16 protein-coding genes are annotated in these 20602 nt (G+C 70.7%); 10 read left to right on the top strand and 6 right to left on the bottom strand.

The window, feature by feature from the left end; all coding sequences use genetic code 11:
* Nucleotides 1-12: 12 nt before the first annotated feature.
* The 4 genes from OO69_RS14985 to OO69_RS51940 form a co-directional block, all read right to left on the bottom strand.
* The gene (locus OO69_RS14985) at nt 13-774 is read right to left on the bottom strand and encodes a hypothetical protein (RefSeq protein ID WP_033281084.1); all 762 of its coding nucleotides are present in this window, start codon (nt 772-774) and stop codon (nt 13-15) included.
* Entirely contained in the window at nt 771-1781 is a 1011-nt protein-coding gene (locus OO69_RS14980; RefSeq protein ID WP_033281083.1) for a DUF692 family multinuclear iron-containing protein, read from the bottom strand. Before OO69_RS14980 ends, OO69_RS14985 begins: the two co-directional genes overlap by 4 nt.
* Entirely contained in the window at nt 1778-3766 is a 1989-nt protein-coding gene (locus OO69_RS14975) for a B12-binding domain-containing radical SAM protein (RefSeq protein ID WP_033281082.1), read from the bottom strand. Before OO69_RS14975 ends, OO69_RS14980 begins: the two co-directional genes overlap by 4 nt.
* Before the next feature lie 61 nt (nt 3767-3827).
* The gene (locus OO69_RS51940; protein WP_158713393.1) at nt 3828-3980 is read right to left on the bottom strand and encodes a hypothetical protein; all 153 of its coding nucleotides are present in this window, start codon (nt 3978-3980) and stop codon (nt 3828-3830) included.
* Between the two features lie 322 nt (nt 3981-4302).
* Between OO69_RS51940 and OO69_RS14970 the strand changes: the two genes are divergently transcribed.
* Together OO69_RS14970 and OO69_RS14965 are read left to right on the top strand one after the other, a co-directional pair.
* A complete protein-coding gene (locus OO69_RS14970; protein WP_234444444.1) occupies nt 4303-7281 on the top strand; it encodes a lantibiotic dehydratase in 2979 nt (992 codons plus the stop codon).
* Nucleotides 7282-7496: 215 nt separating this feature from the next.
* Entirely contained in the window at nt 7497-9293 is a 1797-nt protein-coding gene (locus OO69_RS14965) for a RecQ family ATP-dependent DNA helicase (protein WP_033281080.1), read from the top strand.
* Nucleotides 9294-9393: 100 nt separating this feature from the next.
* Here OO69_RS14965 and OO69_RS14960 read toward each other — a convergent pair whose 3' ends face one another.
* Complete coding sequence (locus tag OO69_RS14960; protein ID WP_051801020.1) at nt 9394-9954, bottom strand: ArsR/SmtB family transcription factor; 561 nt, start codon at nt 9952-9954, stop codon at nt 9394-9396.
* A 57-nt stretch (nt 9955-10011) separates the two neighbouring features.
* On the opposite strand from OO69_RS14960, the gene OO69_RS14955 reads away from it, so the two are divergent.
* On the top strand, nt 10012-10917 hold the full coding sequence (locus OO69_RS14955) for a S41 family peptidase (RefSeq protein ID WP_033281079.1): 906 nt from the start codon (nt 10012-10014) through the stop codon (nt 10915-10917).
* A 20-nt stretch (nt 10918-10937) separates the two neighbouring features.
* Here OO69_RS14955 and OO69_RS51305 read toward each other — a convergent pair whose 3' ends face one another.
* Nucleotides 10938-11930 (bottom strand): helix-turn-helix domain-containing protein, encoded by a 993-nt coding sequence (locus OO69_RS51305; RefSeq protein ID WP_234444443.1) that lies wholly within the window; start codon nt 11928-11930, stop codon nt 10938-10940.
* A 243-nt stretch (nt 11931-12173) separates the two neighbouring features.
* On the opposite strand from OO69_RS51305, the gene OO69_RS14945 reads away from it, so the two are divergent.
* The 7 genes from OO69_RS14945 to OO69_RS14915 all read left to right on the top strand — a co-directional run bounded on the left by OO69_RS14945 (nt 12174) and on the right by OO69_RS14915 (nt 20598).
* Nucleotides 12174-12635 (top strand): ester cyclase, encoded by a 462-nt coding sequence (locus tag OO69_RS14945; RefSeq protein WP_078652433.1) that lies wholly within the window; start codon nt 12174-12176, stop codon nt 12633-12635.
* Nucleotides 12636-12692: 57 nt separating this feature from the next.
* Entirely contained in the window at nt 12693-13469 is a 777-nt protein-coding gene (locus OO69_RS14940) for an SDR family NAD(P)-dependent oxidoreductase (RefSeq protein WP_033281076.1), read from the top strand.
* A gap of 140 nt (nt 13470-13609) precedes the next feature.
* On the top strand, nt 13610-14068 hold the full coding sequence (locus OO69_RS14935; protein ID WP_033281075.1) for a cupin domain-containing protein: 459 nt from the start codon (nt 13610-13612) through the stop codon (nt 14066-14068).
* A gap of 65 nt (nt 14069-14133) precedes the next feature.
* Nucleotides 14134-14946 carry an alpha/beta fold hydrolase gene (locus OO69_RS14930; protein ID WP_033281074.1) on the top strand — a complete coding sequence of 271 codons (813 nt, stop codon included), beginning with the start codon at nt 14134-14136 and terminating at the stop codon, nt 14944-14946.
* 25 nt (nt 14947-14971) lie between these two features.
* Nucleotides 14972-15238, top strand: coding sequence for a putative quinol monooxygenase (locus OO69_RS53855; RefSeq protein ID WP_420707875.1), 267 nt, complete (start codon nt 14972-14974; stop codon nt 15236-15238).
* 287 nt (nt 15239-15525) lie between these two features.
* Nucleotides 15526-17013 carry an MFS transporter gene (locus tag OO69_RS14920; protein ID WP_051801019.1) on the top strand — a complete coding sequence of 496 codons (1488 nt, stop codon included), beginning with the start codon at nt 15526-15528 and terminating at the stop codon, nt 17011-17013.
* 375 nt (nt 17014-17388) lie between these two features.
* Entirely contained in the window at nt 17389-20598 is a 3210-nt protein-coding gene (locus OO69_RS14915; protein WP_033281149.1) for a TIM-barrel domain-containing protein, read from the top strand.
* Nucleotides 20599-20602 lie beyond the last annotated feature (4 nt).

Genomic DNA, 20602 nt, shown 5'->3' with positions numbered 1-20602 from the left:
TTCCTCTCCCCGTCACCACAGTCCGCGACGGGCCAGCGCCCGCCGCGCGGTCTCGCGCCGGTCCGATGGTTCGGCCTCGAAGGCCGCCGCCACCCGCCCGGACACCACGCCGTGAGCCAGCCCGGCGGACGTGGTGAAGTACGCGTAGTGCACGGCTTCCGCGTCCGCGGAGTGCTCCACCGAGGCGGCCGCCCAGGTGGCCGCGGATGCCGCCGCGTACGCGCGTACGGCGGCGTGGCCCCGGTCGGTGCGGACGATTCCCTCCGCCTCGATCACGAACGACAGCGGCTGCTCGCAGGTCAGCGCGGTGAACAGGGCGATCATCAGCTCGTGGGTCACGGTGTTGCGCAGCGCCCCTGACCCGGCGGCGGCATCGAGCAGATACGACGCGAACGCCTCCTCCACCGACAACCCGGGGGCGGTGTACGGGATCAGCCGGAACCGGGCGAAGTGCGGCGAGCCGAGGAAGCCGGTGAGCAGGTCCGACTCCGTGGCACCGGCGTCCCGCAGCAGACGCAGGCTGCGGGGGAACGTGGTCGCGAGGCCGCCGCCGCTGCCCGGCCGCCACACCTGGGAGCGCAACCGGCGTGCGGTGGTGTCCAGTTCGGCCAGGTCGACGGAGGCCAGGCACTCCAGCTCGCCCTGATTCGCCGCCACGGCCTCGGCGCCCTCGTCGGCGAGCCGGGCCCGCAGGTCCGCGTCCAGCAGCAACCGCATGAGCAGGTCGGTGAGTTGCTCGCCGTCCAGGGACGCGCCCGGCTTCACCGTGGTCACCCGGCCTCCCCGCGCTGCCAGGCGGCGACCAGGTCCCGCAGCCGCGCGTAGTTGGGCCGGGACTTCTCGACGAGGTGTCCGTCCTCGCGGTACATCGGGTCCTCGTAGGACACTCCGCGGAGGTTCGGGCAGCGGGGCAGCAGGTACGCGGTGAGCTCCAACTGCTCGTCCAGCAGGACCCCGTGGTGCAGGTCGCGGAACTTGCCGCCCACGATCTGGCAGCCCGACAGGTGCAGTTCACGGCACCGGGTGAGGGGCAGGGCCTCGATCCCGTCGTACATGCTGCTTCCGGTACGTCCTCTCAGCCACTGGTAGCTGAGGAGATGACCGACGTCGAGCGTCACGGACACATCGGCGTCCTCGGCCAGCCGGGCGAAGTAGTCGAAGGCGTCCATGTGCCCCAGCACGAACGAACCGCCCTCGGTGAAACCGGGGAACTCCACATGCAGCGGCGGATCGAGCAGCCGGGCCGCCTCCGCGACGTTCCGGGTGGCGATCTCCAGGCCGGGTCCGGTCAGCGGCGGCGGGAGCGGATAGGGCATCGGTATGCCGCGCAGGCTCCAGATGCCCAGGTCCTCGACCACCCAGGAGAAGCCGTAGCGGGCGGCCAGTTCGTTGGTGAACTCGGCGGCCGGGCGGCGGTCGTAGCGCTCGGGGGTGCCCATGTTCAGCTCGGTCTGGTGGAAGGCGTGGGCCGATCCGGCGGGCAGCTCCTCGAAGAAGCGGTCGTACGCGCGCACGTAGTCGGCCGTTTGTACGCGGGCGCGTGAGCGCGGCTGGAAGGCGAGGGCCGAGTAGGCGAAGTCGCCGCCGTGGCGGTGCAGGAAGGCGCGGACCCGGTCGGTGATGTCTCCGCCGCCGTCGTCGCTCTCCACGAAGCCGATGCCGCGTCTGCCGAGGCGTCCGCCGCCCCACGGCATGTCCATCAGGACGCCCAGGCCCATCCGGGTCGGAGCCTGGGTGACGGCAGGGGCGCCGCCGGGTGCGGTGCGCGGCGGTCGCGTCATGACGTGCTCCTGGCTGAGGGGGCCGGGTCTGCCGGATGTGCCGGGTCGGGGGTGCCCGCCGCCGCGTCGGCAAGGCGGGCCAGCAGTCGGCGGCCACGGTCGGTGCGGGCCGTGAGCAGGCCGTCGGCGCGCTGTTCGATGTCGTCGACGGGCAGGGCGTAGAACCGCTCCTTGACGAGGTCGGCGAGGGTGACGCGGTCTTCCGAAAGGTCGTCGGCGTACGCGGGGACAGTGCGTACCCAGGTGTGCGGGCGCAGGGCCGCAACGGCGGGTGCGCGCGAGGGTGCCGAGCCGTTCGCACGGCCGGGTCTGACGGTGTGGAAGATCCGGAGCAGCCGGTCCAGCGCCTCGGTGCGCGTGGGGCCGCCGCGGACCGCCAGCGGGTGGCCTACCCGGCCGGCCAGGTAGCTCAGCTCGGGGTTGCCCGCGAGGCGGTCCGAGGTGTCGAGGGCGAGTCCGTAGTCGTCCGGGCTGCCCGTGAGTCTGCTGCCGGGCTCCGCCACCATCAGCTCCAGCGCGTCGATGCCGATCCGCCGCTCGTTGTCGACGAGGAAGCGCAGGGACGCCTCGAACTCGTCCGGTGTCTCGTCCAGGACCTGGCCCATCACGGTGAACCGGACGGTGATGCCCGCCGCGTCGAGGTTGTCGAGGATCCGCTGGTAGTCGGCCGCGCGCACGCCCCGGTCGACCCGGTCCAACAGGCGCTGCGAGGTGCCTTCGTAGCCCACCGCGATCATCGCGCAGCCGACCGCGGCGAGGTCGTGGCAGAACCCCGGGTCGGTCAGGGCGGGCTCCAGACGGCTGCGGACGCCGAAGCGGACCCGTATGCCGCGTTCGCGGGCCGCGCGCATCGCCTTGAGGATCAGCCGCAGGTTGGTGTTCTCGTCCGCGACCGACACGTACCGGGTGCCCGTGGCGCGGACCACGGCCTCCACGGCGTCGGCGATCTGGGGCGCGGTGCCCTGCTGGTAACTCCCTTGCGGGAGCGACCGGTTGCCGTACGAGCAGAACGCGCACCGCCCCCAGTAGCAGCCGACGCACGAGACGATCGCGAGTTCCAGGGCGTCGTTGAGATAGGAGCGGAAGGGCAGTCCGGTGAAGTCGGGTGGTCCGAGGTCACGGAAGCGCAGGGTCACCGCGGGCCCCGTGCGCGGCCCGCCCTCGGCGCGTCGCAGCCAGGTCATGCCGGGCACGGCGGCGAGTGGGACCGTTCCGTCCAGGGCGTCCAGCCAGCGTTCGAGCGGCTCCTCGCCGGCGGTCGGGCAGAGTGCGTCGACCGTCTCCCGGACTCCGGGCAGCCGCGCGAGGCTGTCGTGGCGGAGCATCACCTGCTGGCCGCCCAGGCAGATCCGGGTGTCCGGCGCCAACTGCCGGACCCAGGAGGCGATCAGCAGCGCGGGCGCGAGCTGGCTGAAGAACGCCACGGACAGGCCGACCACCCGGGGGCGATGGCGGCCGAGCAGCCCGGTCACCAGGTGGTGCAGCGATGCGACCGGTACGCCCGACGCGACGGGCGGCCGGTCGGCGGCCCCGCGTACGGCGTCGTCGAGCCGGTCGAGGTTGTCCCAGGTCCGCACCAGGAAGGTGTCGCGGACCAGCAGTTCGAGGGCCAGGGTGGCGAGCCGGACCGCGCGGTCGGGGCCCAGCTCGCCGGCCGGCGCCTTGTCCAGGACATGGGCACGCAGCTCGCCGATGTGCGCGGCGAAGACGTCGGCCATCTCATGGCGGTACCAGTCGCTCACGGCCTTGCCGTCGGCGCCCGTGTCCTGCGCGCGGACCGCGTCGGCCAGCAGTGCGGGGCACCGCAGCAGTTCGTGGAGCACCGCGATGTTCAGGTCGGCCTGGTGAACCCGCCGGCCCCGGCGGCGCAGATGGCCCGTCAGGTACGGCAGACTCAGATACGGGAAGAACCTGGCCTCGGTCTGCGGCGGGAAGATCAACAGGACGTCGGTGCGGGTACCGTCCGTCGACTGGCTGGACGGCACGACCCACCTCCTCGTCTCACCGGTCCCGTCCGTCGGAGCGCTGCCCGGGCTCCCGGGCGTGCTACTCGGGGATGTCCTCCGTGCTCTCCGCCGCGATGTAGGTGTACGTGTGGTACGCCGCGCCGAGCTTCAGCTCGCTGGAGTCGATCACCTGGAGTTCTTCGAGCTCACCGAATTCCTCTTCGGCGAGTGCCTCGGGAGTTGCAGCAGTCATGGTTTTCTTCCCTCCGCGGATGTGATGGGAATGTGCCGCTTGCCGTGTATGGCGCCCACGCTAGCCAGCCCGGACGCGCGTCAACAGCCCATACGTCGTCGTTCGGGCTGGACGACATTCAGCCAGGTCAGCGGCTGGTGCAGACTCTTCGGCACCGGGGTGGCGCAGCAGCGGCCGTAATGACCATGACTGGTAATCGCCCTTGGTGCCGGGCGGTTCGGGAAAATGGGCGACAACGCCGTTGTGCTGCTGGAGGGCCCGTTTGTACCGCCATGTCGATGCGGCCGTGGTTCGGGCGGCGGTCCGGTCTCCGGACCACCCGGTGGCCTGGCCGGACCTGACCAGCCCTTCCGCGCACGGGGAGTCGTGGCGGGCATGGCTCCAACAGGCATGGCAGGCAACCGATTTCGCCACCGCGGTCGAGTTCTCCAGCCCGGATCTGGCGGCACGGGTGCGTCAGATCCTCGTCGGCGAGCCGGTGCCGGACCCCGCCGTGCGGCGCGCGGTGCTGTCGGTGGTGCGCTACCTGCTGCGCGCCCGTTCACGTGCCACTCCGTTCGGCCTGTTCGCCGGTGTCGCGGCCGCCCGCACAGGGCCAACTCCCTTGCTGCGCACGGGCACCGGACACCGGGCGGTCACCAGACCGGACGCTGCTTGGACCGCGGCTCTCGTCGACCGGCTGGAGGAACTCCGTGCGCTGCGGCCCGGTTTGACCCTGCTCGCGTCCAGCCTCGCGTTCGAGCGCGACGGACGCCTGATGATCGAGCACCGCGCGAGCAGCACGCGCGACGGCGACCCCGTGCACGTCGGGATACGCGCCACCAGGCCGGTCCGCACCGTCATGGACGGCGCCCGGCGGCCGGTGCTGTGGGCAGATCTCACCGGAACGCTCTCCGCCGCTTTTCCGGCCGCCTCCCCCACCGCGATCGAGAACCTGCTCGCGAACCTCATACGACAGAGATTCCTGATCACGAGCCTGCGTCCCGCGGTGACGGCGTCCGACCCGATCGCCGCCCTGCTCGGACACGCACGGCACCTGCCCGAGCCGGAAGCCACCGAGTTGCACGAGGTCGCGGCGGAACTGGCACGGCACGACGGCGCGACCGCCGCCCCTGCGGGCGCCCGCGCCGAACGCGCACGGGTGACGGCCACGATGAAACGACTCTGCCCCACCGCGAAACCCACGCTCGCCCTCGACCTACGACTGGACTGGGACCTGGTGATCCCGGACGCGGTGGCCGAGGAGGCGGCGGCCGCCGCCGAGGTGCTCACGCGCCTGGCACCGAGGGCGGCGCTGAGCCCCGGGTGGACCGCCTGGCACCACCGCTTCCTTGAGCGCTACGGCCCGGGAGCGGTCGTCCCCGTCCTGGACGCCATCGAGTTCCTCGGCTACCCGTCCGGCTACCTCGGGTCCACCGCCGCATCGACGGACCCGACGCTGACCGCCAGGGACAGAAGACTGCTGCGGCTCGCGTACACCGCCGCGACGCGACGCCGACACGAGGTCCGACTCGACGAGGCCGCGATCGACGAACTGGCGGTGGCACATCCCGCCGGGCCCGTGCAGCCGAGCACCGAGGTGACCGTACGGATCCACGCCGCGAGCGTATCCGCCCTGGAACAAGGGGAGTTCACGCTGCACGTCCTCGGAGTGGCCCGCGCGGCCGGAACGTCCACCGGACGCTTTCTCCACCTGTTCGACGCCGACGACCGCCGCCGGATGACCGAGGTCTACGCAGGCCTGCCCGGCGTGCATCAGGGCGCGCTGATCGCCCAGATCGGCAGCACCCCGCTGTACATGCGCTCGGTGAACGTCGCGCACGCCCCGCGGGTGGCGGAGTGGGTGATCCCCCTCGGCGACCAACACAGCCCGGACATGGGCCAGTTGCCCGTGACGGACCTGGCGGTGACCGCCGACGCCGAGCAGGTGCACCTGGTCTCGGTCTCCCGGCGGCGCCCGGTGCACACGCTGCTGCTGAACGCGGTGGATCTGACCCACCACACCCATCCGCTGGCGAGGTTCCTGATCGAGGCACCGGTGGCGCTGGCCGTCCCGTGCACCGGGTTCTCGTGGGGAGCCGCCGTCTCCGGCCTGCCGTTCCTCCCGGCACTGCGCCACGGGCGCACCGTACTGACCCCGGCCCGCTGGACACTCGGCAACGACGACCTGCCGGACGCGCGGACGCCGTGGCCGCGGTGGGACGAGGCCCTGGCCGAGTGGCGTCGCGAGGTCGGCCTGCCCGAGCACGTGTACCTGGGCGACGGAGACCGGCGCATGAACCTGGACCTGGCGGAACCCTCGCACCGGGTCCTGCTCCGTACCCACGTGGAGCGCGACGGCAAGGTGCTGCTCCGCGCCGCACCGGAGCCCGGGGACCTGGGCTGGACCGGCGGGCGCGCCCACGAGATCGTCATCCCCCTGGCTGCGGTGGATCGGCCCCGCGCACCGGTCCGTGGCTCAGGCGACGTCGTCACCCGCGAACACGGACACCTGCCGGGCTGCGGGAACCCGCTCTCCCTGAGGTTGTACGGGCACAGGGACCGGCAGGATCCACTCCTGACCCGGCATCTGCCGTACCTGCTCGGGGAGTTGGGAGAGTCCCGCTGGTGGTTCGTCCGCCACGACGATCCCGAGGACCACCTACGTCTCCGTCTGATCTGCGCGCCCGGTTCGCTCGGCACCGCTGTCGGGCAGACCGGCGAGTGGACCCGGCGGCTTCGGCATGCGGGCCTGATCACCCACGCGAGTCTGGAGACCTACTACCCGCAGACCGCGCGCTTCGGCGGCCCCGCCGCGATGGAAGCGGCCGAGGAGTATTTCGCCGCCGACTCGGCCGCCGTCCTCGCCCAGTTGACCGCGCAGCCCGGCCGGGGCGCCCCCGACGCCCGTGCGGTGACCGCAGCGAGCACGGTGGACATCGCCGTCGGCCTGCTCGGGGACGACGAGGAGGCGATGCGCTGGCTGGTCGGACACACCCACACGGACACGAGTGCACCACCCCGAGCGGTCTACGACCAGACCATCGCCCTGACGACCGCCTCCCACACGCCCCAGGCCCCCGGCACCCCGGTGCTGGACGCCCACGTCACCGCGAGCTGGTCCGCACGCCGCACCGCGCTGGCCGTGTACCGCAGCGCGCTCGAGAAGGCGGGAACGCTCGCCCCGGAAGACGTACTCCCGGACCTGCTGCATCTCCACCATGTCCGTATGCGCGGGCCGGGACTCCCCGAGGAACGCGCACACCTGCACCTGGCCAGAGCCGCCGCGCTGAGCTGGACGGCACGAGCGAGGAGAACATGAACGCCTCGCCATGAGTCCACGAGCACCTTCAACACCCCTCATTCCCAACGGAGTTGAGAGACAGGGCCCCGTCAAGTAAACGGTCGGACACTGGGCACCGCGAACAGACCGAGGGATCTCGACACGGGCGATCGAATCGCGCGACGCGATATCCCGGCGAACCGGGGTAGCCGCCAGACACACGGCGGTTGGACGCCCACCCTTCAAGGAGACCAATGTTCACACTCACGTCCCGTCGTCTGCGCGGCACCGCCCGTCGGGTCTTCGGCTGGCAGCACTTGCGCCCGGCCCAACTGAGCGCGATGAAGGCCGTGATGAAGGGTCGTGACGTACTCGCCGTCATGCCGACCGGCGCGGGCAAGTCCGCCGTGTACCAGGTGCCCGCGGTCCTGCTCGGCGGTCCGGTCGTGGTCGTCTCGCCGCTGATCGCGCTTCAGCGGGACCAGATGCAGAGCCTGCTCGGATCCGGCGCGCTGCGCACCGCCGCCATCAACTCCGCGCAGCGGAAGAGCGACAACGAGACGTCATGGGCCCGCATCAGCGCCTCCTCGGTCGACGTGATCTTCCTCGCCCCTGAGCAGCTCGCCAAGCCGGAGGTCACGGACCGGCTCGCCGCCGTCCGTCCCCGGCTGCTGGTGGTGGACGAGGCGCACTGCGTGTCGTCCTGGGGGCACGACTTCCGGCCCGACTATCTACGGCTGCGCCACGCGCGCGAGCGGCTCGGCAACCCGCCGGTGCTCGCCCTGACCGCCAACGCGGCGGCCCCGGTACGGCGGGACATCGCCGAACGTCTCGGCATGACCGACCCGGTGGAGATAGTGGCCGGCTTCGACCGCCCCAACATCCGCCTGGAGGTGTCGGCCTTCCAGGACGCGGCCGCCAAGGAGCGGTTCGTCGTGGAGCGGACGGCCGTCGAGGAGAAGCCGGGAATCCTGTACGCGGGGACGCGGAAGGCGGCGGACAGCTACGCCGAGCAGTTGAGCGACCTCGGACTGGCCGCCGCGAGCTATCACGCGGGCCTCTCCGCCGCCGAACGCCGCCAGGCCCAGGACCGGTTCAGCTCCGGTGAGCTCGACGTGGTCGTGGCCACCTCGGCATTCGGGATGGGCATCGACAAGGCGAACGTACGGTTCGTGCTGCACGCGTCCGTCCCCGGCTCGCTCGACGCCTACTACCAGGAGATCGGCCGGGCCGGCCGCGACGGCGCACCGGCCAGGGCGATCCTCGCCTACCGCACTCAGGACCTCGGCATGCAACGCTTCTTCGCCGCCGGCGCTCCCGACGCCGACGCGCTGCGCCGCGTCATCGAGCGCCTGCGCGGCGACGCGGGCGCCGTGAGCGCGACCCGGCTCCGGGCCGACTGCGAACTCGGCGCGACCGCCCTGTCCGCCGTACTGAACCTGCTGGAGGAGGCCGGTGCCGTCCGCACCGGACGGGACGGCAGCCGCTTCACCGGCACCGACGGCGCCTCCGCGGATGACGATGTCGACGCCGTCGTGCAGAGCGCCCTGGCCGTCCACGCCACGCACCGCAAGCTCGAACAGTCCCGGATCGACATGATGCGCGGCTACTCCGAGACGACCGACTGCCGGCGGCAGTTCCTCCTCGGCTACTTCGGCGACTCCGCCCCCGTCCCGTGCGGGGCATGCGACAACTGCGCGGACCCGGCGACCAAGCCCGCGAGCGGTCCGAGGCGCGAGCGGTCCGGAGACGCCGGACGGCCGCGCAAGGCCACCGCGCGCCGACGCCCGTGGACCCGGACCGGTGCACGCGCGGACGTCGCCGCGGGTACCGCCGGCACGACGGAGACCGTCGTACGCCCCACGGCGGAGAACCACACCTACCTGCCGGGCGTCCGCGTGAGCCATGACCAGTGGGGCGAGGGCGAGGTCATGAGTGAGGGCGACGGCAAGATCACGATCCTGTTCGAGTCGGTCGGCTATCGCACCCTGTCGCTGGCCGTGGTGACGGACAAGCAATTGCTCGTCGCCCTGCCCGACACACCGCGCTGACGCTCGACCCACGCCTCTCTCCAGCCGGTACGGCGTTCCCCGTGAGGGCTGACAGCCCTCCGGGTCGCCAGCAAGTGGATCCTGCGAGCCGGCCTCTCCCCTACTTTCGTCGCGCGCCCTGGACGGAACTGGTGGTACCGGTTGACAGAGCCTGCTGATAGACCGTCACCAACACACCGTGCACGGGGTCGCCCTCCGCGTCCTCCTCGGCCTCGTCGACCAGTTTGGCGAGCGCCTCGCCGAGTTCCTCTGCCTTCGCGGGGCTGAGACGCAGGTGGCGCAGCGTCAGTTGGGGCTCGGTGGGAGAGAGGTCCAGCTCCTGGGCGATGGCGGCGAGCATCGCGGCGGTGCCTGCCGCCTGGGGTTCGGCGACGACCATGTGGCGGGCCGTGCGCTGGTAGTACTGCTCGGTGCCGCCGCGCACCTGGCGGGTCTCGGCGACGTGGATCAGCCCGGCCTCGCGGAGCACTTTGACGTGGTGGGCCACGTTGCCCTTCTTCGCGTCGAGCTGCGCCGCGAGCTGGCTGATGGTGGCGGGCCGGTGGCCCAGGGCGAAGAGCAGCCGCTGACGCAACGGGTGGGCGAGCGCCGCGAATTGGTCGGGCGCACCGATCTCCAGAACGTCCTCGGGGGGCGGCGGGTGGGAAGGCTGATCACGCATACCGAAAGTGTCTAATCTCGTTGACGCTTTCGCAAGGGCGGTGCTCTACTCCCAGCCATGACAACTCTGACGCAGCTTCAGCCCGCCCCCGTCATCGACGAGACAGCCCGGCTCCTGACCGAGCACTACGTCTTCCCCGAAACAGCCGAGCAGCTCGCCGGCCTGCTGCACCGCCGCCTCTCCGAGGGTGCCTACGACGTCGACGACGCCGAGGAACTCGCCCGGCTGGTCACCGCGGACCTCCAGTCCGTCAACGGCGACCGGCACCTGAGACTCAAGCACCACGCCGACCCCGTTCCTCCCAAGCAGGGGGCGGCCACCCTGGCCGCCATCCGCCGGGACTTCGACACCTCCCTGGGCGGTGCACCCCGCGTGGAGCTGCTCGACGGAGGGGTCGCCGTGGTGGAGCTGGCGCCGATGCTCTTTCCGCTGGAGTGGGCCGCCGAGCCGCTGAGCGCCGCGCTCACCCTGGCCTCCCGCGCCCAGGCGCTCATCGTGGACCTCCGCGCCAACCGGGGCGGCGACCCGGACACGGTCGCCTTCGTCTGCAGTTACCTACTGGACGAGCGCACCCACCTCAACACCATGTACTGGCGCGCCGACGAGCGCACCGAGCAGTCCTGGAGCCTGCCGCACGTCCCCGGCACGCGCTTCGGCGGCACCAAGCCCTTGTACGTGCTGTCCAGCGACAGCACCTTCTCCGCCGCCGAGGAACTGGCCTACGACCTCCAGCAGCTCGGCCGCGCGGTAGTCGTCGGCGAGCACAGCCGCGGCGGCGCGCATCCCTGCGAGGGCTGGACCGTCCACCCCCACCTGGAAGCCACCGTCCCCGTCGGCCGCGCAGTCAACCCCGTCTCCGGCACGAACTGGGAGGGCACCGGCGTACAGCCGGACGTCCCGTGCGCCGCTGCCGACTCCCTCAGCCGGGCACACGCCCTGGCCCTCGCCCGACTGGCAGGCTGACGGCAGGCGCCCTGTGCGGGTCAGTTCCGCGTCGCAGTGATCGAGCGGGCGTAGTCGGTCGGCGTCCGGCCGTAGTGCTTCTTGAAGGCCCTAATGAAGTGGCTGCTGTCCGCGAACTGCCAGTGGGCGGCGAGTTCGGAGACGCTCAGGCGGCCGGAGGGCGCGGTGAGGACGAGTCGGGCTTCTTCCAGGCGGCGTTGGCGGATGTAGGCGGTCACCGATTCCCCCGCCGCGGCGAACGCCCGTTGCAGGCTGCGCACGGAGACATTGAGTTCACGGGCCAGCATCGTACCGGAGAGTTCGGGATCGGTCAGGTGGTTGTCCGCGAGGTCCTTCGCCGCCTGGGCGAGCGCCAGGGCCAGTTGGGGTTCCGCGTCGTCGACCCGGCGCCTGGCCACCGCCTTGGCCAGCTCGATGAGCGCGCTGTGCGCGGCCTGCATTCCAACCGGACCGAGATCGGCAGCCGTCTCGTAGATCATGTTCGAGTGGGCCACCAGCAGGCGCACCTCGGCGGAGTCCGCCGGTCCGCTGACGCTCTGCCGCTCCCCGAGCAGTGGTCGTAGCGTGGCCGCGGGCAGGACGAGGACCTTCGCCCTCGTGTCGGGCACCGTCTCGAAATGCAGGGGCCGTCCGATGTGACGGATGAGGAACTGCCCTGCCGGCACGGTCTGTTCGTCGCGGGCGAGCGGGGCGCCCAGGGACCAGGAGCCACTCCGTACGACGTACATCCGCACCTGGTCCTCGACCCCGTTGAGCGGGCCCTCGGTCCGGATGGCCGACGCGCCGTGGAGGTCGGTGACCGCCACGTCACCCACCTTGGTGGCGCGGCTCCTGACCCGGAAGTCACGCGTCGTGGCCGGGCTGAACGTCGGCAACGGAAACCCGTCGCCGATCTCCGTCTCCCAGCCGTCGCGGAAGGCGTCGAACGCTCCCGGCCCTGCGCCCGAGGAGCCGGAGTCCCCGGAGGGCGCACGAACCGAACCGTCGGCCTCCACTCCAGTGCGGTCCGTCACCAGTCGTCCCCAGCTTTCGTCGCTCCGGCGTCATCTGGCGCGGATGTTCTGCCGGGATGGCGCTCTGGTTCAAGCCTGTGCTGCAGCGATCTTCCTAGGCTTGATCGGCAGGGACAACCCCCGGCCCGAGCCCGGCAGTTGCGCAGGAGGAGGTTCTCGTGAGCGGCGGAACGCGTCGCCAACTGCCTTCGATGGCTTGCGAGTTGCGTCCGCCGGGGCCTCGCAGAGAAAGGTAGTGGCGTGATGGCGCAGGAATCCCACCAAAAGCCCGACCAGGCAACCGACTTGGCACCCGACCAGCGATCCCAGGCAGCCCGTATGCGGTACTTCGTCGAGCAGGTGCAGGAGAAAGGGCGGCTCGACCTGATCGACGAACTCGTCCATCCCGAGTTCCGGAACCACACCGCCGAACCGGGACAGCGCGACGATCGGGAGGGGGTGCGCGAGACCATGGCGGCTCTGCACGGGGCGTTCTCCGACCTGCGGGTCGAGGTCCTGCACTGCGTCGGGGACGGAGATCTCGTGGCCACCCACAAGCTGTTCCGCGGCCGTCACACCGGCGCCTGGTTCGGCGTCCCGCCGTCCGGCAACCGGGTCGAGTTCAGGGTGATGGACCTGGTCCGGTACCGGGACGGTCAGCTCTTCGAGCACTGGGCCGTCGCCGACGGGGTGAGTCTGCTGCGCCAGACCGGCGCCCTGCCGTAACCACACGCCACGCAAGTATTCAACACATCTCGACACATGAGGAGTTGACGTTCCGTGATGACTGAGAACACGTTCACCGGCAAGGTCGTCATCGTCACCGGCGGCGGATCGGGCATCGGCGCGGCCACCGCTCACCGGTTCGCCGCCGGGGGCGCCACGGTGGTGATCATCGGCCGTACGAAGGCGAAGCTGGACCAGGCGGTGTCGCAGGCGCCGACGGGCTCGACGCTGATCGCCCGGGTCGGTGACGTCTCCGACGAGGAGGGGATCACCAGGCTGGTGAACGCCGTGGCCCACGACCACGGCCGACTGGACACCTTGGTGAACAATGCCGCGACCGTAGAGCCGTTGGGCACCGTGTCCGACCTCGACGCGGCGGGCTGGCGACGCGTCATGTCCACCGATGTCGACGGGGTCTTCTACGCCTCCAGGGCCGCGCTCCCCCATCTCCGCGCGGTGGGCGGCAGCATCGTCAACGTCGGTTCGGCCTCCGGGCTCGGCGGTGACTGGGGCCTGGCCGCCTACGACGCCGCCAAGGGCGCGGTGACCAACCTGACCAACGCGATGGCGCTCGACCACGGCGCGGAGGGCGTGCGCGTCAACGCCGTACATCCCAGCATGATCTCCACCGACATGACCGCGGGATTCCTGCAGAGCGACGAGATCGTCGCCGCCGCGCTCAACCGCGTACCGATGCGACGCTTCGGCGAACCGGCCGAGGCGGCTTCCGTCATCACGTTTCTGGCCAGTTCGGCGGCGAGTTACGTGAACGGGGCCCATATCCGCGTCGACGGCGGACTCGGCGCGTCGAACGGCAATCCGCACCTCGCCTGACGCAAGGACACACCCTGAGGAATCGCACCCGAACACCAACTCTCATCATGAGAGTTAACTTGCACGAACGGGTCGACTCGCCTACATTAATGAGAGTCAACCCCAACGAGCACAGCACACTCTCTTACACGGAGGCTCAGATGACAGACGTCTCAGTCGTAGGTCCGGACGCCGGTGAGTCGATCCAGCTCGGCCCGACCCGCATGCGGATCCTGGAGGACGGCACCACGACCGATCACCGCCTCGGCATCGGGGAGATCACGCTCGCTCCGCACACCGACGGCCCGCCGCAGCACCGGCACGCCCGGCACGACGAGGGCTTCTACGTCGTGTCCGGCGCGGCCCGGTTCACCGTCGGCGAGACCGTGTACGACGCGCCCGCCGGAACGCTGGTCATGATCCCGCCCGGCGCCCCGCACACCTTCGCCAACCCGACCGACGGCACAACGGTCCTGCTCAACACGTTCACCCCGGACCTGTACGTCGACTACTTCCGGGAACTGCGCGACATGATCGCCGCCGGCCGACCTCTGACACCCGAGGCGACGATCGAGGCGATGAGCCACTACGCCACCGAGCCGTCCACCGACTTCGCCTGAACACCCGCACCCACACTGACCAGTTGACCCGCCCAGCCCCCGAACCAATCAAGGAGAAGCAGCCCATGGCAACCACCACTCGATACACCGTCAGCCTCGACGGAGTCGGCCCGGTCGAGGTGTCCGTGGCCGGATACGGGGACGAGGACGGTCAGCCGTTCCTGCTGCTGCACGGCGGGGCCGGCCCGCAGTCGGTGACGGGGTTCGCGGAGAAGTTCGCCGCCGCTCACGGCGTGCACGTGCTGGTCCCGACCCACCCGGGTTTCGGCGGCACCGAGCGCCCCGAGGCACTGACCAGCGTCTCCGGCCTGGCCACGCTCTACGGCGCGCTCCTGGACCAGTTGGCGCTCACCGACGTCACCGTCATCGGCAACTCGATCGGCGGCTGGATCACCGCCGAGATCGCGCTGCTGAAGTCGCCGCGCGTCAGCGGCATCGTCCTGATCGACGCGGTCGGGATCGAGGTGCCGGGACACCCGGTCGCCGACTTCTTCTCCCTGACCATGGATGAGGTCTTCGGGCTCACCTTCCACAACCCCGAGCCGTTCCGCATCGACCCGACGACCCTGCCCCCGGCGGCGCAGGCGATCGCCGCGAGCAACCGGACCGCCATCGCCGTCTACGCGGGCTCCGCCATGGCCGACCCCACCCTCGTCGGACGTCTCCGCTCCCTGGAGATCCCCACCCTCGTGCTCTGGGGCGAGAGCGACGGAATCGTCGACACCGACTACGGACGCGCCTACGCCGCCGCGATCCCCCTGGCCCAGTTCCAACTGCTCCCCGAAACCGGCCACTCCCCGCAGCTGGAGACCCCCGACCAGGTCATCAACGCGATCTGGGACAGCGCCGACACGGACTTCTCCACCTTCGCCCGCTGAACCTCGACCGCCTGTCTCCCCCGACCTGGCCCCGAAGACCAGCGTCCGCATCGTCGAACTCGTCCGCGAGGTACGCAGCGAACCGAGCTGCGTCACCTTCACCGCCTACGAGGCAGGCGACGTCCCCGGACGTTTCTACCTCTACGAGGTCTACACGGAGGCCGCCACCTTCGCCGCCCGCCCCCGCGCCAAGCACGTCCACCGCTTCATCTCCGCCATCCCCACACTCAGCACCGGCGCCCGAGCAGCCTCTTCCAGCTCGACGAACTCCCCATCGCCTAGCAGCAGTTGATCCACCCGCCCCCTGACATCGCACCGCCACCTCAGGAACCGGCGAAGACACACAGGATCCGGCTCAGGCAACCCGCCCACCGCTACGGCGTCACCCCGCCGAAGTACGAGCGAGCGCCAGTCACCCCGTTTCCCGGCGCCGCCTTCCGGCCCACTCCGCAGCCCGGCGACCAGCACGAAGCCGCAACCCAACCTCCGTGCCACACCGCGCCGTTGGCGACTCCCACCGCCGGACACCCCGCATGCAAGGGCCGCGGACCGCACCACCCCTGACCGAGGAGAACGAACATGCCGTCGCACACGCCCCTCCCCAACGGCACCCGTCAGCGGGCGGGGCTCATCCTCGCGGTGTGCTGCCTGAGCCTCCTGATCACCGCCCTGGACACCACCGCGGTGAACGTCGCCCTGCCGGCCATAGGCCACGACCTGCACGCCCCGGTGACCGGCCTGCAGTGGACCGTAGACGGCTACACCCTCGCCGTCGCCGCCTTCATGATGCTCGCCGGATCCACCGCCGACCGGATCGGTCGACGCAAGGTGTTCCAGGCCGGCCTGGCCCTCTTCACCGCCGGCTCGCTGGCCTGCTCCCTCGCTCCGAGCCTCGGCTGGCTGATCGCCTTCCGTGTCACCCAGGGACTCGGCGCCAGCATGCTCAACCCGGTCGCGCTGTCGATCATCACGCACGCCTTCCCCGACCCCCGCGAACGCGCCCGCGCGATCGGCCTGTGGGGCACCACGGTCGGCCTGTCCCTGGCCGCAGGACCGGTGGTGGGCGGCCTGCTCGTCGCCTCGGCCGGCTGGCGCTCGATCTTCTGGATCAACATCCCGATCGGGGTGGCCGCCCTGGCGCTCGCCGCAATCCTCATCCCCGAATCCAGGGCCGCCGCGCCCCGGCGCCCCGACCCGGTCGGTCAGATACTCGTCGTCACCATCCTCACCTCCCTGATCTTCGCGATCATCGAAGGCTCCCACCAGGGTTACGGCAGCACCCCCATCATCGCCCTGTTCACCCTGGCCGCAGCAGCTGCCGCAGCACTGCCCGCCTACGAACGCCGGCGCCAACAACCGCTGGTGGACCCGGTGTTCTTCCGCTCGGTCCCGTTCACCGGCTCCTTCGTCGCCGCCGTCACGGCGTTCGTCGTACTGTCCGGCTTCCTGTTCCTCAACACCCTCTATCTGCAGGACGTACGCGGCTGCAGCGCACTGCAGGCCGGCCTGCTGACCATGCCGATGGCCGCCGGCACCGCGCTCGCCTCACCGCTGTCCGGACGCCTCACCGCCACGCGTGGCCCCCGCCCGCCACTGGTCGCCGCCGGCCTGCTGATCGCCGTCGCCGCACTGACGCTGACCACACTCACCCCGACCACGCCATGGGCGACCCTGCTCACCGCCTACATCCTCCTCGGCATCGGATTCGGCCTGGTCAACGCCCCGATCACCACCACCGCCGTAGCCGGTATGCCGCGCGCCCAGGCCGGGGTCTCCGCCGCGATCACCACCACCGGCCGCCAGATCGGCAACAACCTCGGCGTCGCGATCCTCGGTTCGATCGTCACCGCCCGCACCCGCACCCCGGGCGGCCCCGGACTCGCCGCCGCCAGCCACCCGGGCTGGTGGATCCTCGCCACCGGCGGCCTCGTGATCACGGTGATAGGCCTGGCGACCACCACGGCCCGCGCCACCGCGACCGCGACCCGGGTCGCCGCTCATTTCCCGTCCGATCCGGCGACAGCACCGACCCCGGCGCCCGCAGTACACGGCGCCGCCCAGACCTGACCACATCAAAGCGCTACGGCGTCCAGGGCGCCCGACTGATGCCAGACAGGCCCCCGTCACAAGCAGACCGAGGCCCAACACCCCTACTCCGGCCCGGCGTTCGACCCCAGGAAGTCCGCACCGGGCCCTTCCCCCGCACAACCCCACCCGGACAAACCAACACGCACAGAAACCCTCAGCCGCAAGGGTTGACAACGATGTCGGCCAGGAGCAGATTCCACCAGGCGCGAACGGGAACCGGCACACCTCCACCACAGGCCCAAGTGGCCCCACTCCAGGACGGAGCCGTCCGTGAGAAGACGATCGGCGTCACGCACCACACGCATGCCGCGAAGACGCGTCACGGTCCTCGCCCTCATCAGCACCCTCGCCGCCATGCTCGTGACCGGCACCGGAGCGGCCTCGGCGAACGTGGCGGCCAACCACCGTGCCGCGTCGGTGACTTCGGGCAACGCACGCTTCCAAGTCCTGTCCCCGACCCTGATCCGCACGGAGTACGCGCAGGACGGGAAGTTCACCGACAGCGCGACGTTCAACGCGATCGGCCGCACCGCGTTCACGCCTCCCCCGTACACATCGAGTACGTCGAACGGCTGGCTGACCATCACCACGAGCGCGCTCACCCTCAAGTACCAGGTGGATTCGGGGCCGTTCGACGCGCAGAACCTCTCCGTGCACCTGTCGGCCGGCGGGTCGGCGGTCGACGCCACCCCGTGGCACCGGCTCACCTGCGGCCTGGGTGCCCTGTGCGAGGCCGAGCAACTGCCCCACAGCGGGGCCGGTGTCGCCACGGACCACACCGGCTACACCGGGTCCGGGTTCCTCGCCGGTTTCGAGGGGACGGGCGACTCCGTGTCGGCGGACGTCACCGTCGGCGCGGCGGGGACGTACACGTTCGACGCGCGCTACGCCAACTACGTCGGCGGGGACGGCCAGAACACCACCCGCACCCTCACGCTGTCGGTGGACGGCGGCCCGAGCCGTACGGTGAGTCTGCCGAGCACCGGCAACTGGGACACCTGGGGTCTCGCGAGCAGCGCGGTCCAACTCGGCGCAGGACAGCACACGTTGACGCTGACGAGGACCGCCGCCGACTCCGGGGACGTCAATCTCGACAGCGTCGCCGTGGTGAACCAGGGCAGCGGATTCCCGTCCACCTCCACCACCGCCATCACGAGTTGCGGATACGGCGTCACCTGCGAGGCCGAGGCCGGTCGCGTCTCGGGTACGGCGATCACCGCCACCGACCACACCGGGTACTCCGGCAGCGGCTTCCTCGCCGAACTCAACCAAGGCTCAAGCGCGTTGACCCACATGGTCGGCGTACCGGCCGACGGCACGTACGCGTTGCAGGTGCGCTATGCCAACGCCACCGGCAGCGACGGGCTGTACCAGACCCGTACGGCGACGGTGTCGTCCAACGGCACCACGCGGACCCTGTCGCTGCCGGTCACCGGCAACTGGGACACCTGGAGCACCGCCTCCGTCCCCGTCACCCTCAAGGCCGGGGCGAACGACATCACCGTCGGCTGCCCGGACACCGCGAGCTGTCACGTCAACCTCGACACGGTCTCCGTCACGGCGGCCAACTCCCCCGCCCCGCAACCCCACTTGGCGCTCGGCGGCTACCGGCGCAGCCTCGACGGCGTCGACGGCAACAACGGGGCGCCGGCCACCACACCCGGCCTGCTCTACAAGGACGGCTGGTACCTCCTCGACGACACCACCTCCGCCCTGTACGACACCGGCACCCACCAGGTGACCCAACGCCCGTCCCACGGGGGCGCGCCGTACCAGGACGGCTATGTCTTCGGCTACGGACACGACTACCAACAAGGTCTGACCGATCTCGCCACCCTCACCGGTCCGCCCGAGCTGCTTCCCCAATGGGCGTACGGCGTCTGGTACTCGGAGTACATCGACCGCACCGCCGCCGACTACGAGAACCGAATCCTGCCCGCCTTCCGCGCCGAGGGCGTGCCCCTCGACGTCCTGGTGACCGACACGGACTTCAAGTCGCCGAACACGTGGAGCGGTTGGGAGATCGACCAGTCCAAGTTCCCTGATCCGAAGGGGTTCTTCGACTGGGCCGCGTCCCAGGGGCTGCACAACACGCTCAACATCCACCCGAGCATCCTCAGCAGCGACCCGCAGTTCGCGCAGGCCCAGGCGACCGCCAAGGGCAAGCTGCACAAGGGTGGTTGTGCGCCCGCCGCGAGCAGTGGTGCCGGTGACTGCTACACGTTCGACTGGGGCGACCCCGACCAGCTCAAGGCGTACATGGATCTGCACCAGACCATGGACCAGCAGGGCAACGACTTCTGGTGGCTCGACTGGTGCTGCGACAACTCCCAGTCCTCGCTGCCCGGCGTCACCCCCGACGCGTGGATCAACCAGCAGTACGCGACGGACGCCGACAAGACCATCGGCCGGGGTTTCGCCGTCTCCCGCGCCTACGGCTCGCTCCAGGCGGGCGGTTACAGCGGCCAGCAGGGGCTGCCCACCGGGCCGTGGGCCGACAAGCGCACGACCGTCCACTTCACCGGTGACACCTCCTCCACCTGGGGCACCCTGAAGGCCGAGGTCGGCTACACGCCCGGTGAGGCGGCCGCCACCGGCATGTCGGCGATCAGCCATGACATCGGCGGCCACAACGACACGACGAAACTGACCGGTTCGGAGACCTACACCGCCGACGGCACGACCCACACCACCTTCAAGCTCCCCGACGACATGTACGCCCGCTGGGTCCAGCTCGGCACCTTCCAGCCCATCGACCGCCTGCACAGCAACCACAGCGACCGCCTGCCCTGGCAGTACGGCACGGCGGCCCGCGCATCGGCCGACAAGTTCCTCAACCTCCGCGAGAACCTGGTGCCTTACACCTACTCCCTCGCGCAGCAGGCCAACACGACCGGCGTCCCGGTCACCCGCCCGATGTACCTCCAGTACCCCAACGAGCCGCAGGCGTACGCCACTTCGAACAACGAGTACTTCTACGGCCCCGACCTGCTCGTCGCCCCCGTCACCACGCCCGGCACCACGGCGACGACCTCGGTGTGGTTCCCGCCGGGCAGCCAGTGGACCGACTACTTCACCGGGCAGACCTACGCCGGCGGCACCACCCAGAACATCACCAACGGCCTCGACACCATGCCGGTTTTCGTCCGGGCGGGCGCCGTCATCCCGACGCGGACGAGCAATGTCACCAGCAACGACAAGGCCCCGCTGAACAAGGTCACGCTCAACGTGGCCGCGGGCGCCTCCGGCACCTCCACCCTCTACGAGGACGACGGGACCGCCCGCACCGGGCGCGGCCACAGCGCCGTCACGAAGATCCGGTACCGGGAGAACGGCACCCGGCACACGGTGACGATCGACCCGCCGACCGGGACCTTCCGCGGCCAGATCAAAAACCGGCAGTGGACCGTCTCGCTCCTCGGGGTCACCACCCCGGGTACCGTCCGAGTGGGTGGGGCCCAACTCCCCGCCCACGCCTACCACTTCGACAGCAAGACCCACACCCTGACCGTCCCGCTCCCAGCGCGGAGCGCGCGCACTCCGGTGACCGTGACGTACGGCTGACCGG

The organism is Streptomyces sp. NRRL F-525, from assembly GCF_000716605.1.
Classification (GTDB): domain Bacteria; phylum Actinomycetota; class Actinomycetes; order Streptomycetales; family Streptomycetaceae; genus Streptomyces.
The sequence above is the reverse complement of the archived record's forward strand: the minus strand, read 5'-3'. Positions and strand labels throughout refer to the sequence as shown.

Bases quoted from the DNA above. Each gene is read 5' to 3' on its own strand.
- OO69_RS14980 (WP_033281083.1), bottom strand. From the start codon at position 1,781: ATGACGCGACCGCCGCGCACCGCACCCGGCGGCGCCCCTGCCGTCACC.
- OO69_RS51940 (WP_158713393.1), bottom strand. From the start codon at position 3,980: ATGACTGCTGCAACTCCCGAGGCACTCGCCGAAGAGGAATTCGGTGAG.
- OO69_RS14965 (WP_033281080.1), top strand. From the start codon at position 7,497: ATGTTCACACTCACGTCCCGTCGTCTGCGCGGCACCGCCCGTCGGGTC.
- OO69_RS14960 (WP_051801020.1), bottom strand. From the start codon at position 9,954: ATGCGTGATCAGCCTTCCCACCCGCCGCCCCCCGAGGACGTTCTGGAG.
- OO69_RS14955 (WP_033281079.1), top strand. From the start codon at position 10,012: ATGACAACTCTGACGCAGCTTCAGCCCGCCCCCGTCATCGACGAGACA.
- OO69_RS14945 (WP_078652433.1), top strand. From the start codon at position 12,174: ATGGCGCAGGAATCCCACCAAAAGCCCGACCAGGCAACCGACTTGGCA.
- OO69_RS14940 (WP_033281076.1), top strand. From the start codon at position 12,693: ATGACTGAGAACACGTTCACCGGCAAGGTCGTCATCGTCACCGGCGGC.
- OO69_RS14935 (WP_033281075.1), top strand. From the start codon at position 13,610: ATGACAGACGTCTCAGTCGTAGGTCCGGACGCCGGTGAGTCGATCCAG.
- OO69_RS14930 (WP_033281074.1), top strand. From the start codon at position 14,134: ATGGCAACCACCACTCGATACACCGTCAGCCTCGACGGAGTCGGCCCG.
- OO69_RS14920 (WP_051801019.1), top strand. From the start codon at position 15,526: ATGCCGTCGCACACGCCCCTCCCCAACGGCACCCGTCAGCGGGCGGGG.
- OO69_RS14915 (WP_033281149.1), top strand. From the start codon at position 17,389: ATGCTCGTGACCGGCACCGGAGCGGCCTCGGCGAACGTGGCGGCCAAC.